The organism is Streptomyces sp. SCSIO 30461 (assembly GCF_037023745.1).
Classification (GTDB): Bacteria; Actinomycetota; Actinomycetes; order Streptomycetales; family Streptomycetaceae; genus Streptomyces.
Genome location: NZ_CP146101.1, coordinates 738277 through 751698 on the forward strand (window position 1 = coordinate 738277; position 13422 = coordinate 751698).

Annotated in this window: 10 protein-coding genes and 1 pseudogene; 10 read left to right on the top strand and 1 reads right to left on the bottom strand. The window is 71.6% G+C overall.

What is annotated here, in order from left to right:
- Positions 1 to 6: 6 nt before the first annotated feature.
- Positions 7 to 198: pseudogene (locus tag V1460_RS03505) on the bottom strand (LysR family transcriptional regulator); the annotation flags it as partial.
- Positions 199 to 280: 82 nt separating this feature from the next.
- Between V1460_RS03505 and V1460_RS03510 the strand changes: the two are divergent.
- The 10 genes from V1460_RS03510 to V1460_RS03555 all read left to right on the top strand — a co-directional run bounded on the left by V1460_RS03510 (position 281) and on the right by V1460_RS03555 (position 13350).
- Positions 281 to 1384, top strand: a complete 1104-nt coding sequence (locus V1460_RS03510) for an EamA family transporter (protein WP_338672058.1) — start codon at positions 281 to 283, stop codon at positions 1382 to 1384.
- Between the two features lie 96 nt (positions 1385 to 1480).
- Positions 1481 to 2269 carry a TIGR03084 family metal-binding protein gene (locus V1460_RS03515; protein WP_338672060.1) on the top strand — a complete coding sequence of 263 codons (789 nt, stop codon included), beginning with the start codon at positions 1481 to 1483 and terminating at the stop codon, positions 2267 to 2269.
- A gap of 6 nt (positions 2270 to 2275) precedes the next feature.
- A complete protein-coding gene (locus V1460_RS03520) occupies positions 2276 to 4060 on the top strand; it encodes an acyclic terpene utilization AtuA family protein (RefSeq protein ID WP_338672061.1) in 1785 nt (594 codons plus the stop codon).
- The gene (locus tag V1460_RS03525) at positions 4057 to 5667 is read left to right on the top strand and encodes a carboxyl transferase domain-containing protein (protein ID WP_338672063.1); all 1611 of its coding nucleotides are present in this window, start codon (positions 4057 to 4059) and stop codon (positions 5665 to 5667) included. Before V1460_RS03520 ends, V1460_RS03525 begins: the two co-directional genes overlap by 4 nt.
- A gap of 153 nt (positions 5668 to 5820) precedes the next feature.
- Entirely contained in the window at positions 5821 to 7743 is a 1923-nt protein-coding gene (locus V1460_RS03530) for a biotin carboxylase N-terminal domain-containing protein (RefSeq protein ID WP_338672064.1), read from the top strand.
- A 20-nt stretch (positions 7744 to 7763) separates the two neighbouring features.
- Entirely contained in the window at positions 7764 to 8909 is a 1146-nt protein-coding gene (locus tag V1460_RS03535; protein ID WP_407077589.1) for an acyl-CoA dehydrogenase family protein, read from the top strand.
- Positions 8910 to 8965: 56 nt separating this feature from the next.
- Positions 8966 to 10567, top strand: coding sequence for a 4-coumarate--CoA ligase family protein (locus tag V1460_RS03540; protein ID WP_338672066.1), 1602 nt, complete (start codon positions 8966 to 8968; stop codon positions 10565 to 10567).
- Positions 10567 to 11301 (top strand): enoyl-CoA hydratase family protein, encoded by a 735-nt coding sequence (locus V1460_RS03545; protein ID WP_338672067.1) that lies wholly within the window; start codon positions 10567 to 10569, stop codon positions 11299 to 11301. Before V1460_RS03540 ends, V1460_RS03545 begins: the two co-directional genes overlap by 1 nt.
- Entirely contained in the window at positions 11289 to 11867 is a 579-nt protein-coding gene (locus V1460_RS03550; RefSeq protein WP_338672068.1) for a TetR/AcrR family transcriptional regulator, read from the top strand. Before V1460_RS03545 ends, V1460_RS03550 begins: the two co-directional genes overlap by 13 nt.
- Before the next feature lie 421 nt (positions 11868 to 12288).
- Entirely contained in the window at positions 12289 to 13350 is a 1062-nt protein-coding gene (locus tag V1460_RS03555; RefSeq protein WP_338672070.1) for a 2-oxoglutarate and iron-dependent oxygenase domain-containing protein, read from the top strand.
- Positions 13351 to 13422: the final 72 nt, after the last annotated feature.

Below are 13422 nucleotides of genomic sequence, written 5' to 3' on the forward strand. Positions count from 1 at the left end.
GGCGCCGGCGCGCCAGGCCAGCCGGACGTCGAGCTGCTGTTCCAGCGAGGCCAGGGTGCGAGACGCGGCGGGTTGCGTGAGATGCAGCGTGGCGGCCGCCCTGGTGAGGTTTCGCTCCTCCGCGATGGCGAGGAAGCAGCGCGGATGACGCAGCCCGATGCTTATGCGTGGGGAGCATAACCGCAGACCAGAAAGCATTTCATCAGCGGCGTGGGGTTGCGTAGCGTGGATGGGAGCAGGCGCGTGCGAAGCGGTGGGATCGGTGGGCGGAATGGCGGGCATGGGTACGGGTACGGAACAGGCTGCCGTCGCGGCGGTCGTGCTGCCCGAGGCGGCGGGCGCGCTGGACGGTGGCGCCGGTCGAGGCGGGAGGCCGCGCGGGCCCGGAGGCGGCGGCGGGCTCGGGCCGGTTGCCCTGGTCGTCGCCGGTGCGCTGTCCGTTCAGTTCGGCGCGGCGATCGCCGTGATGCTGATGCCCGTGGCCGGCGCCGTCGGGGTCGTCACCCTGCGGCTGGTGCTCGGGGCAGTCGTGCTGCTGCTGGTCTGCCGTCCTCGGTTGCGCGGTTACGGCCGTGCCGACTGGGGCACCGTGCTGGCCTTCGGCACCGCTCTGGCCGCCATGAACATGGTCTTCTACCAGGCCGTGGAGCGTATCCCGCTCGGTGTGGCGGTCACCCTCGAAGTGCTGGGCCCGCTGACGCTCTCGGTACTGGTCTCGCGCAGGCTCATCAACCTCCTGTGGGCGGGGCTGGCGCTCGGAGGGGTCGGCCTGCTCGGGTTCGGCGGGTTCGGCGGCGGGTCCGGGCTCGACCCGGTCGGTGTGCTCTGCGCCCTTGCGGCCGGCGCGTTGTGGGCCGCGTACATCGTCTTCAGCGCGCGCACCGGGCGCCGCTTCCCGCAAGCGGACGGGCTCGCCCTCGCCATGGGCGTGGGCGCGGTGCTCAGCCTGCCTCTCGGGATCGCCGTGGCGGGCAAGGCGCTGCTGGTGCCGTCCACGATCGGTCTCGGGCTCGCGGTCGCGCTGATGTCGTCGGTGCTGCCGTACACCCTGGAGCTGCTCGCGCTGCGCCGAATGCCCGCCCAGACCTTCGCCGTGCTGATGAGCCTGGAGCCGGCGGTCGCCGCTTCGGCCGGGTTCCTGGTGCTCGACCAGGCGCTGTCCTGGGCCGACGTACTGGCGATCACTCTGGTGATCGCGGCCAGCATGGGGGCGGTGCGGACACAGGCCGGCCGGGCGGCTGAAGCCGTCCGGGACGAGTCCCGGGAAGCCCGCGAAGCCAGGGAAGCCCGCGAGTCCCGAGAAGCGGCCCGTGAGGCGCCGAGCGGAGCGTCCCGCACGGAGACCCGGGTGGACGGGGCGCGGGAGAACGTCCGAAAAATGTAAAGCAAGCACGCTTGCTTGTTTCTCTGAGCGCTGCCATGCTCCGGGGCACTGGTCCCATGCCCGAGGCCGAGGGACATGTCCCGAGGGGAGCGCACAGTGTCCGACCCTGCCGTCGTGCTCGACGACCTGCGTACGGAGAGCGAGGAACTCGACCGGATCGTCGCGGACCTGGATGCGGAGCAGTGGGCCACCAGCACACCCGCCGCCGGGTGGGACATCGCCCATCAGATCGCCCACCTCGCCTGGACCGACGAGGTCGCGCTCCTCGCCGGTACCGACCCGGGCGCGTTCGCCAAGCACGTCGAGGAGGCCCTCAGCGAGCCCGACACCTTCGTGGACCGCGCGGCCGACGCCGGTGCCGTGCAGCCGCCCGCCGAGCTGCTCGCCCGCTGGCGCGAGGGCCGCGAGCGGCTTGAGCAGGCGCTGCGCACCGCGCCGCCGGGGTCGCGTTTCCCCTGGTACGGGCCGCCCATGAGCGCCGCATCGATGGCCACCGCCCGGTTGATGGAGACCTGGGCGCACGGGCAGGACATCGCCGACGCCGTCGGGGTCGTACGCGAACCGACCGCCCGGCTGAGGCATATCGCGCACATCGGCGTCCGCGCCCGCGACTACGCCTACTTCGTGCGCGGAATCGAGCCGCCGCAGCAGGCATTCCGGGTGGAGCTGATCGGTCCCGGCGGCGAGCTGTGGACATATGGGCCGGATGACGCGTCCCAGAAGGTCACAGGACCGGCCCTGGACTTCTGCCTGCTGGTGACCCAGCGGGCGAACCGCGCCGACCTCGCCGTACAGGCGGATGGCGAGGAGGCCGACCGGTGGCTGGACATCGCGCAGGCCTTCGCGGGCCCGGCCGGTCAGGGCCGAACGCCGAAGGAGGCCTGAGCGGTGGTGGAGCAGCCCAGGCGGGTGCCCTTGCGGATCGGCAACGCCTCCGGGTTCTACGGCGACCGTTTCGACGCCGTACGCGAGATGCTCACCGGAGGCGAACTCGACATCCTCACCGGCGACTACCTCGCCGAGCTCACCATGCTCATCCTCGGCCGGGACCGGATGAAGGACCCCGGCCTCGGCTATGCCAAGACCTTCCTGCGGCAGCTTGAGGACGGCCTCGGGCTGGCCAGGGAACGCGGGGTGCGGATCGTCGCCAACGCGGGCGGGCTGAACCCCGGGGGCCTCGCCGACGCCGTGCGCGAGCTGGCCGAACGGGTCGGCGTGCCGGCACGCGTCGCGCACGTCGAGGGCGACGACCTCGCCGCCCGCTTCCCGGAAGCGCTCGCCGCCAACGCCTACCTCGGCGGCGGTGGGATCGCCGAGTGCCTGCGTGCCGGGGCGGATGTCGTCGTCACCGGTCGGGTCACCGACGCGGCCCTCGTCAGCGGGTCGGCGCAGTGGTACTTCGGCTGGCGGCCCGACGACCCCGGGTACCACGACGCGCTCGCGGGCGCCGTCGTCGCCGGGCATCTGCTGGAGTGCGCGACCCAGGTGACGGGCGGCAACTACGCCTTCTTCGCCGGACAGCACCTGCGGGGGCACGACCTGCGCCGCCCCGGCTTCCCGCTCGCCGAGCTGTACGCCGACGGCTCGTCGGTGATCACCAAGCACCCCGGCACCGGCGGGGTCGTGGACCTCGGCACCGTCACCGCGCAACTGCTGTACGAGACCGGCGGTGCCCGCTACGCGGGGCCCGACGCCACCGTCCGACTGGACTCCGTGCGGCTCACCCAGGAGGACACCGACCGGGTCAGGGTCACCGGGGTGCGGGGCGAAGCCCCGCCTCCCACGCTCAAGGCGGGTCTGGCGAAGCTGGGCGGCTGGCGCAACGAGGTGGTGTTCGTGCTCACCGGGCTCGACATCGAGGCCAAGGCGGATCTGGTGCGGGCGCAGGTCGAGGACGCCTTCGACCGGGGCAAGTCCCGTCCCGCGAGCGTCGTCTGGGAGCTCGCCCGTACCGACCGGCCGGACGCCGCCACCGAGGAGACCGCCAGCGCGCTGCTGCGGCTCGTGGTCCGGGACCAGGAAGCGGCGGCCGTCGGCCGGGTGGTCAGCGGCGCCGCGATCGAGCTGGCACTCGGCAGCTACCCCGGCTTCCATGTGACCGCGCCCCCAGGCAAGGGCGCCCCGTACGGGGTGTTCGGCGCGGAGTACGTGGACGCGGGGTCGGTCGAGCATATCGCCGTGACTCCGGACGGGCGGCGGCTGACCGTCCCCGCACCGCCACCGCACCGCACCCGGGAGCTCGTGCCCGTCCCGGAGCCCGAGCCGCCCGCGCCGCTGCCGCCGGGGCCGGTGCGCCGCGCACCGCTGGGCCTGATCGCGGGGGCTCGCAGCGGGGACAAAGGCGGGGACGCCAACGTGGGCGTCTGGGTGCGCACGGACGAGGAATGGCGCTGGCTCGCCCACGAGCTGACCGTGCGGCGACTTCGCGAACTGCTTCCGGAAACAGCCGATCTGACCGTGGAGCGGCATGTCCTGCCCAACCTGAGGGCGCTGAACTTCGTCATCCACGGGTTGCTCGGCGACGGCGTCGCCTCCCAGGCGCGCTTCGACCCCCAGGCGAAGGGACTCGGGGAGTGGCTGCGCGCACGGCACATGGAGATCCCGGAGTCCCTGCTGTCCGGGGCACCCGCTGTGACCGTACCCGAGAAGACCCTCGCACCGGAGGTGACCCCGTGACCGTTCTCGCCAGCACCCTGGACACCGCGTCCCCTGAGTACGCCGCCCAGCGCGCCGCCATGCTCGCCAGGCTGGAGGCACTCGACGCCGAGCACGCCAAGGCCCTTGCCGGCGGCGGCGAGAAGTACACGGCCCGGCACCGCAAACGCGGCAAGCTCCTCGCCCGGGAACGCATCGAGCTGCTGCTCGACCCGGACACCCCGTTCCTCGAACTGTCCCCGCTCGCAGCCTGGGGCAGCGACTATCCCGTCGGTGCCTCCATCGTCACCGGGATCGGCACCGTCGAGGGCGTCGAGTGTCTGGTCACCGCGAACGACCCGACCGTACGAGGCGGCGCCAGCAATCCCTGGACGCTGAAGAAGATCCTGCGCGCCCACGAGGTGGCGCTCAGCAACCGGCTGCCGCTGGTCAGCCTGGTCGAGTCCGGCGGCGCCGATCTGCCCAGCCAGAAGGAGATCTTCATCCCGGGCGGCGCGGTGTTCCGCGACCTCACCCGGCTGTCCGCCGCCGGAATCCCCACCATCGCCGTGGTCTTCGGCAATTCGACCGCGGGCGGGGCCTACGTACCCGGGATGTCCGATCACGCGGTGATGATCAAGGAGCAGTCGAAGGTCTTCCTCGGCGGACCGCCGCTGGTGAAGATGGCCACCGGCGAGGAGAGCGATGACGAGTCGCTCGGCGGCGCCGAGATGCACGCCCGCACCTCGGGGCTCGCCGACCACTTCGCGGTGGATGAGCTGGACGCCCTGCGCCATGCCCGCCGTATCGTCGCCAGGCTCAACCACCGCAAGGCGCACGCCGATCCGGTGGCGATCGCCGGGCTGCCCGAGCCGCCCGAATACGACGAGGAAGAGCTGCTCGGCATCATCCCCGAGGACCTGAAGACGCCCTTCGACCCGCGCGATGTGATCGCCAGGCTCGTGGACGCGTCGGACTTCGACGAGTTCAAACCGCTCTACGGGACCAGCCTGGTGACCGGCTGGGCCCGGCTGCACGGCTATCCGGTCGGCATACTCGCCAACGCGCAGGGGGTGCTGTTCAGCGCCGAGTCGCAGAAGGCCGCGCAGTTCATCCAGCTCGCCAACCAGCGCGACATCCCGCTGCTGTTCCTGCACAACACCACCGGCTACATGGTCGGCAAGGAGTACGAGCAGGGCGGCATCATCAAGCACGGCGCGATGATGATCAACGCGGTGTCGAACTCCAAGGTCCCGCACCTGTCCGTGCTGATGGGCGCGTCCTACGGAGCCGGGCACTACGGAATGTGCGGCCGGGCCTACGACCCGCGCTTCCTCTTCGCCTGGCCCAGCGCCAAGTCCGCGGTGATGGGCCCGCAGCAGCTCGCCGGTGTGCTGTCGATCGTGGCGCGTGCGTCGGCCGCCGCGAAGGGGCAGCCCTACGACGATGATGCGGACGCCGGTCTGCGGGCGATGGTGGAGCAGCAGATCGAGGCTGAGTCGCTGCCCGCGTTCCTGTCCGGGCGGCTCTACGACGACGGAGTGATCGATCCGCGCGACACCCGCACCGTCCTCGGGATCTGCCTGTCGGCGATCCACACGGCCCCGGTCGAAGGCGCGCGCGGCGGCTTCGGCGTCTTCCGGATGTGAGGCTCGATGCCCCCGACGCCACGGAGCTCCCCGATGACCTCGAAAGCGCCGACGACCCCTATGACACCGACGACCCAGCCCCGGTCCCGGACACATCCGAAGCCCGGGACGACTCCGACGCCCCAGCCGACCCCGACGACCCGGACGACCTCGATGATCGAGAAGCTGCTCGTCGCCAACCGCGGCGAGATCGCCTGCCGTGTCGTGCGCACCTGCCGTGAGCTGGGCATCGCCACGGTCGCGGTGTACTCCGACGCGGACGCCGGCGCCCTGCACGTACGGGACGCGGACGAGGCCGTACGGCTGCCGGGGGCGACCCCGGCGGAGACCTATCTGCGCGGCGACCTGATCGTGCGGGCGGCCCTCGCGGCGGGTGCGGACGCCGTGCACCCCGGATACGGCTTCCTGTCCGAGAACGCCGACTTCGCCCGTGCCGTCATCGGCGCGGGGCTGGTCTGGATCGGCCCGCCGCCGGAGGCCATCGAGGCGATGGCGTCCAAGATCCGGGCCAAGCAGCTGATGGGGATCGAGCCGCTCGCCGAGGACGCGATCACCGAGGCCGAGCTGCCCGTGCTCGTGAAGGCCGCGGCGGGCGGCGGCGGACGCGGAATGCGCATCGTCCGCGAACTCCCCGACTTGAAGTCCGAGTTGGAGGCAGCTCGGGCGGAGGCGCTCAGCGCGTTCGGTGACGGCGAGGTGTTCGTCGAGCCGTATGTCGAGAACGGCCGCCATGTCGAGGTGCAGATACTCGCCGACGCCCACGGCACCGTCTGGGCCCTCGGTACCCGCGACTGCTCACTCCAGCGACGTCACCAGAAGGTGATCGAGGAGGCGCCTGCCCCCGGCCTCGACGGCGAACTGCGCGTAGCCCTGGCCGAGATGGCCCTGCGAGCGGCTCGGGCGACGGACTACAGGGGCGCGGGCACCGTCGAGTTCCTGATCGCCGACGGCGCGGCGCACTTCCTGGAGATGAACACCCGCCTCCAAGTCGAACACCCCGTCACCGAGGAGGTGTTCGGGATCGACCTGGTCGCCCTGCAGATCAGGATCGCCGAAGGCGAGGCCCTCCCGTCCGCCGAGCCGCCCACCCCGCACGGGCACGCCGTCGAAGCCCGCCTCTACGCCGAGGATCCGGCGCGCGGCTGGGCCCCGCAGACCGGCACCCTGCACCGGCTCTGCTTGCCCGCAGGTCCTGGCCTTCGCCTCGACACCGGATTCACGGACGGCGACACCATCGGCGTCCACTACGACGCCATGCTCGCCAAGGTCATCGCCTGGGCGCCGACCCGGGCCGAGGCCGTACGCAAACTGGCCGGGGCGCTGGAACGGGCCAGGGTGCACGGCCCGGTGACCAACCGGGAGCTGCTCGTGCGGTCCCTGCGGCATCCCGAGTTCCGCGAGGCCGGGGTGGACACCGGCTTCTACGACCGCCGGCTGCCCGAGCTGACCCGGGCCGCCGACGGCACGGAGACCGCCGCGCTAGCCGCCGCCCTGGCCGACGCGGCGGCCCGTCGCCGCGGTGCGGCAGCTGGTGTCACCGCCCGTGTCGGCGGCTGGCGCAATCTGCCGTCCCAGCCGCAGACCAGGCGCTACCTCACGGGCGGCACCGAGTACGAGGCCCGCTACCGCACCACCCGCACCGGCAGCGAAGCCGTCGGCCTCCCCGGGGTGCGGGTCCTGGACGCGACGTCCGACGGCTCCGTACTCCTCGAAGTCAACGGCGTGCGCCGGAAGTTCGAGGTCAGCCGGTACGGCGCCGACCAGGTCAACGTGGACACCCCGACCGGGGCGTACACCTTCACGGAGGCGCCTCGCTTCCTCGATCCCACCGCCCAGCCGGCGCCCGGCTCGCTGCTGGCACCCATGCCCGGCACCGTCGTCCGTGTCGCCGATGGCCTCGCCACCGGCGCGCGTGTCACCGCCGGGCAGCCGCTCGTCTGGCTGGAGGCGATGAAGATGGAGCACCGGATCTCCGCTCCCGCCACCGGCACGCTCACCGCGCTCCACGCCGTCCCGGGCCTCCAGGTCGAGGTCGGCGCCCTTCTCGCCGTCGTACAGGAGGACGAAACCTCATGAGCACGAGCAAGAGCCCGACCATGGGCAGCGTCATCGAGAGCGAAGAACAGGCCGCACTGCGCGCCGCCGTCGCGGCGCTCGGCAAGCGCCATGGATCGGCCCATGCCACCGGCCACGACCGTGACGCCCTGTGGGCCGAGGCCGCCAAGCTGGGCTACCTCGGGGTCAACCTCCCCGAGGAGTACGGCGGCGGTGGCTGCGGCATGGCCGAACTGTCCATCGTGCTGGAGGAGCTCGGCGCGGCCGGCTGCCCGCTGCTGATGATGGTGGTCTCGCCCGCCATCTGCGGCACGGTCATCTCCCGCTTCGGTACCGAGGAGCAGAAGCGGGCGTGGCTGCCGGGGCTCGCCGACGGCAGCCGCACCATGGCCTTCGGCATCACCGAGCCCGACGCCGGCTCCAACTCCCACCGGATCACCACCACGGCGCGCCGTACCGAGGACGGCTGGGTGCTCACCGGCCGCAAGGTGTTCGTGTCGGGCGTCGACATCGCCGACGCGACCCTGATCGTCGGCCGTGCCGAGGACGCCCGTACCGGCAGCCTCAAGGCCTGCCTCTTCATCGTCCCCCGGGACGCTCCCGGATTCAGCCGTTCGAAGATCGATATGCAACTGGACGGCTACGAGAAGCAGTTCGAGCTCGTGCTCGACGATGTCGCACTGCCGCATGACGCACTCGTGGGAGATGAAGACGCCGGGCTTCTCCAGCTCTTCGCCGGGCTCAACCCGGAGCGGATCATGACCGCCGCCTTCGGTATCGGCATGGGCCGCTACGCCCTCGCGCGGGCGATCGACTACGCCAAGGAGCGTCAGGTCTGGAAGACCCCCATCGGCGCTCACCAAGCCATCGCCCACCCGCTCGCCACGGCGCACATCGAGCTGGAGCTGGCGCGACTGATGATGCAGAAGGCCGCGGCGCTGTACGACGCGGGCGACGACATCGGTGCGGGCGAGGCCGCGAACATGGCCAAGTACGCGGCCGGTGAGGCCTGTGTGAAGGCCGTCGACCAGGCCGTGCACACCCTCGGCGGCAACGGCCTCACCCGCGAGTACGGCCTGGCCCGGCTGATCACCGCGTCGCGGGTGGCCAGGATCGCCCCGGTCAGCCGGGAAATGGTCCTCAACTACATATCCCACCAGTCCCTGGGTCTCCCCAAGTCCTACTGAGAGGAGACATCCTGGCGGCCACGAGCCACGACTCAACGCCGAGCGAAGGGGCCCTGATGGTGTTCAGCAGCGAGTACGCGAACGTCCCGGTCGTCTCCCTCCCCATCCATGACGCCGTTCTGGGCCGTGCGGCCGAGTACGAGGACACACCCGCTCTGATCGACGCCGCGGGCGGGATGACGATCAGCTACGCACAGCTCGACATGTTCCACCGGCGCATCGCCGCGGCACTCGCCGAGGCCGGTGTGCGCAAGGGCGACGTACTCGCTCTGCACAGCCCCAACACGGTCGCCTACCCGGCGGTGTTCTACGCCGCCACCCGCGCGGGCGCGGCCGTCACCACCGTGCATCCGCTCGCCACGGCGGAGGAGTTCGCCAAGCAGCTGCGTGACTCCTCCGCCCGCTGGATCGTCACGGTCTCACCATTGCTGGAGACCGCCCGCAGGGCCGCCGAGCTCGTCGGCGGCATCGAGGAGGTCTTCGTCTGCGACGAGGCGGAAGGGCATCGATCGATCCTCGGCATGCTCGGATCCACGGCGGCCGAGCCGGAGGTCGCCATCGACCCGGCCGACGACCTCGCGGCCCTCCCGTACTCATCGGGCACCACCGGCGTCCCCAAGGGCGTCATGCTCACCCACCGCTCCATCGCCACCAACCTGGCCCAGTTGGAGCCGCTCATCCCCATGAAGCCCGGCCACCGCATCCTCGCGGTGTTGCCGTTCTTCCACATCTACGGCCTCACCGCCCTGATGAACGCCCCGCTCAAGCACGGCGCCACCGTCGTGGTGCTGCCCCGCTTCGACCTCGACCATTTCCTCGCGGCGATCGAGAAGCACCGCATCAACGGACTCTACGTCGCCCCGCCGATCGTGCTCGCGCTCGCCAAGCACCCGGCCGTGGCGCAGTACGACCTGTCATCGCTCGAGTACATCGTCAGCGCCGCCGCCCCGCTCGACGCCCGGCTCGCACAGGCCTGTGCGGCCCGGCTCGGACTGCCGCCAGTGCTCCAGGCGTACGGCATGACCGAGCTGTCGCCGGGCACCCATGTCGTACCACTGGACGCGCCCGCACCGCCGCCCGGGACGGTCGGCAAGCTGCTGCCCAACACCGAGATGCGGCTGCTGTCCCTGGAGGACCCGGACCGCGACGCCGCGCCCGGCGACGAGGGCGAGATCGCCATCCGCGGACCGCAGGTGATGAAGGGCTACCTCGGGCGCCCCGACGCCACCGCCGCGATGATCGACGCCGACGGTTGGGTGCACACCGGTGACATCGGGCGGGTGGACGGGGACGGCTGGCTGTTCGTGGTCGACCGGGTGAAGGAACTCATCAAGTACAAGGGCTTCCAGGTCGCCCCCGCCGAGCTGGAGGCGCTGCTCCTCACCCATGAGCACATCGCCGACGCCGCTGTGATCGGGGTGTACGACGACGACGGCAACGAGATCCCGAAGGCGTATGTGGTACGCCAGCCCACCGCCGACGAGCTGAGCCCCGATGACGTGATGGGGTATGTGGCCGAACGCGTCTCCCCGTACAAGAAGATCCGCCGCGTCGAGTTCACCGGCGAGATACCGCGAGCCGCGTCCGGCAAGATCCTCCGGCGCGAGCTGCGCACCCGTGAAAGCGACCGCGAGAAGCAAGCGAAGGAGAACATCTGATGACCCTGGTCGCCAAGGCGTCCGAGCGTGGGATAGCCACTCTGGCCCTCGACTCACCGGCCAGCCGCAACGCACTCTCGGCCCGGCTCGTCGGTGAGCTCGCCGACGCCCTGGCGGCCTGCGGGAAGGACCCGTCCGTACGGGCCGTGGTCCTCACCCACACCGGTACGACCTTCAGCGCCGGCGCCGACCTGAAGGAGCCGCCCAGCCCGTACACCTTCGTCGCCCTGTTGCGGCAGATCATCGAGCTGCCCAAGCCGGTGGTGGCGCGGGTGTCGGGGCGGGCGCGGGCCGGCGGCCTCGGCCTGATCGGCGCCTGCGACATCGCGGTGGCCTCGTCGGCGTCGGACTTCGCCTTCACCGAGGTACGCATCGGGGTGGCACCGGCGGTCATCTCGCTGCCGCTGCTGCCCCGTCTGGAACCGCGCGCGGCGGCCCGCCACTACCTCACCGGCGAGGTCTTCGGTGCCGCCGAGGCCGCCGGAATGGGCCTGCTGACCGCGGTGGACGAGGACGCCGACGCCGCCGCGGCCCCCATTCTCGACGGCTTCCGCAAGGCCTCCCCGGTGGCCCTCGACGCGACGAAGCAGCTGCTCACGGCTAGGGTGCGGGAGACCTTCGACCGAGACGCGGAGGACCTGGTCCAGCGTTCGGCTTCGCTCTTCGCCTCGGCGGAGGCGCGCGAGGGGATGACGGCCTTCCTCGAACGACGGGACCCCGCATGGGTGTTGTGACCTCCCCCAAGCAGGACCGCAGCCGGGTCACCCGGCAGCGGCTCCTGGAGGCCGCGGTGGCCTGCCTGGCCGAGCGCGGCTGGGCGGGCTCCACCGTCTCGGTGGTCGCCGAGCGGGCCGGGGTCTCACGGGGTGCGGCGCAACACCACTTCCCGACTCGGGAAGACCTCTTCACGGCAGCCGTCGAGTATGTCGCCGAGCAGCGCTCCAGCGCCCTGCGCGCCCTCCCGGTCACCGATCGTCCGGCCGTCGTCGGAGCCCTGGTCGACCTCTACACCGGCCCCCTCTTCCGCGCCGCCCTCCAACTGTGGGTCGCCGCATCCAACGAGGACCAGCTCCGCGACCGGGTCACCGAGCTGGAGGCCCGTGTCGGCCGCGAGACCCACCGCATCGCGGTGGAGCTGCTGGACGTGGACGAGTCGGTCCCCGGTGTGCGGGAGACGGTCCAGGGCCTGCTGGACATGGCACGCGGCCTGGGCCTGGCGAACCTGCTGACGGACGACACGGCCCGGCGCAAGCGGGTGGTGGGGCAGTGGGCGGCGCTGCTGGAAGAGCTCATCGGCTGAGAGGGCGAGGGCAGCGCCGTGGGGCCGACCGGACGGTATGGCCGACCGGCCAACCGCTCGGCGGACCGGCCGGACGGCATGACCGGGCTGTTCAGCGACCGGTCGCGGGCTGCGTCGCGGACGGTCCGACGCGGCGGATTCGCAGGCGGCGGCCCGGTGTGATCCCATGTGACCCGCGTCACCGCCGTTCCCCTTCGGCGCGGCGTATCCTTTCCGCATGCTTCCGCTCGTACGACGCCGCCACGTGGACTTCCTCCGCGTCACGAGCATGGGCTGTCGGGCTTACCTCTGACCCAGCCTGATCCAAGCCCCACCCCACCCCTTCCGGCCCTCCGGCCCCGCCCCAACCAGGCGCCGCCGGTCGTACGAGTCACCCACCATCACGGGACCGTGGCCGGAGCACACCACAGCGGACGCATACATGTCTCTCTCCCTGATCCACTCGCAGAGCTCACAGGGCTCGCAGCAGTCTGCCGACTACGCCCAGCTTCCGGTCATCGACCTCTCAGCGGCCGACCGCGGACCCGAGGCGCGTGCCGCACTGCACGCGAAGCTGCACCGCGCTGCGCATGGCGTCGGTTTCTTCCAGCTGGTCGGGCACGGGGTGACCCAGGCCGAGACCAGTGCGCTGACGGACGCCATGCGTGCGTTCTTCGCACTCCCCGAGGCCGATCGGCTGGCCATCGACAACGTGAATTCACCGCACTTCCGCGGCTACACCCGCATCGGCGACGAGCGCACCGGCGGCAGCCGCGACTGGCGTGACCAGCTGGACATCGGCGCGGAGCGACCCGCCCGCATCCCGGCGCCGGGCGAGCCCGCGTACTGGTGGCTGGAAGGCCCCAACCAGTGGCCCGGAGCGCTGCCGCAGCTGCGGACCGCCGCGCTTGCATGGGTCGACCGGCTCAGCGGTGTCGCGCACAAGCTGCTGCACGAGCTGCTCGCCTCGATCGGTGCCCCACCCGACTTCTACGACGACATCTTCGGTGACCGGGCCCATCTGCACCTCAAGCTGGTGCGCTACCCGGGCAGCTCGGGCGACGGGGCCGACCAGGGCGTGGGCGCCCACAAGGACTACGGCTTCCTCACCCTGCTGCACCAGGACCTGGTCGGCGGGCTCCAGGTCCAGCGGGAGGACGGCGCGTTCCATGACGTGCCGCCGATGCCGGGAGCCTTTGTGGTGAACCTCGGTGAGCTGCTGGAAGTCGCCACCAACGGCTACCTGATCGCCACCAACCACCGGGTGGTCAGCCCGCCCGGGGCCGTCGAGCGCTACTCGGTGCCGTTCTTCTACAACCCGCGGTTGGACGCCAGGATCGCCCCGGTGCCGTTCCCGCAAGCGTCCGGCGCGCCCGGTGTCACGGCCGACCCGGCGAATCCGCTGTTCGCGGAGTACGGGCGCAACGAGCTCAAGGGCAAGCTGCGGGCGCACCCGCTGGTCGCCGCCCGCCACCACGCGGAGCTGGTGGAGCGGGCGGCGTAGGCCCTGTCGGGTTGAGAGCCCTTCGTCCGGATCAGGCGGAGGCCGGATCAGGCGGGTTGAGGCCGGATCAGG

Coding starts and splice junctions, on each gene's coding strand:
- V1460_RS03510 (WP_338672058.1), top strand. CDS start 281: ATGGGTACGGGTACGGAACAGGCTGCCGTCGCGGCGGTCGTGCTGCCC.
- V1460_RS03530 (WP_338672064.1), top strand. CDS start 5,821: ATGATCGAGAAGCTGCTCGTCGCCAACCGCGGCGAGATCGCCTGCCGT.
- V1460_RS03535 (WP_407077589.1), top strand. CDS start 7,764: ATGGGCAGCGTCATCGAGAGCGAAGAACAGGCCGCACTGCGCGCCGCC.
- V1460_RS03540 (WP_338672066.1), top strand. CDS start 8,966: ATGGTGTTCAGCAGCGAGTACGCGAACGTCCCGGTCGTCTCCCTCCCC.
- V1460_RS03545 (WP_338672067.1), top strand. CDS start 10,567: ATGACCCTGGTCGCCAAGGCGTCCGAGCGTGGGATAGCCACTCTGGCC.
- V1460_RS03550 (WP_338672068.1), top strand. CDS start 11,289: ATGGGTGTTGTGACCTCCCCCAAGCAGGACCGCAGCCGGGTCACCCGG.
- V1460_RS03555 (WP_338672070.1), top strand. CDS start 12,289: ATGTCTCTCTCCCTGATCCACTCGCAGAGCTCACAGGGCTCGCAGCAG.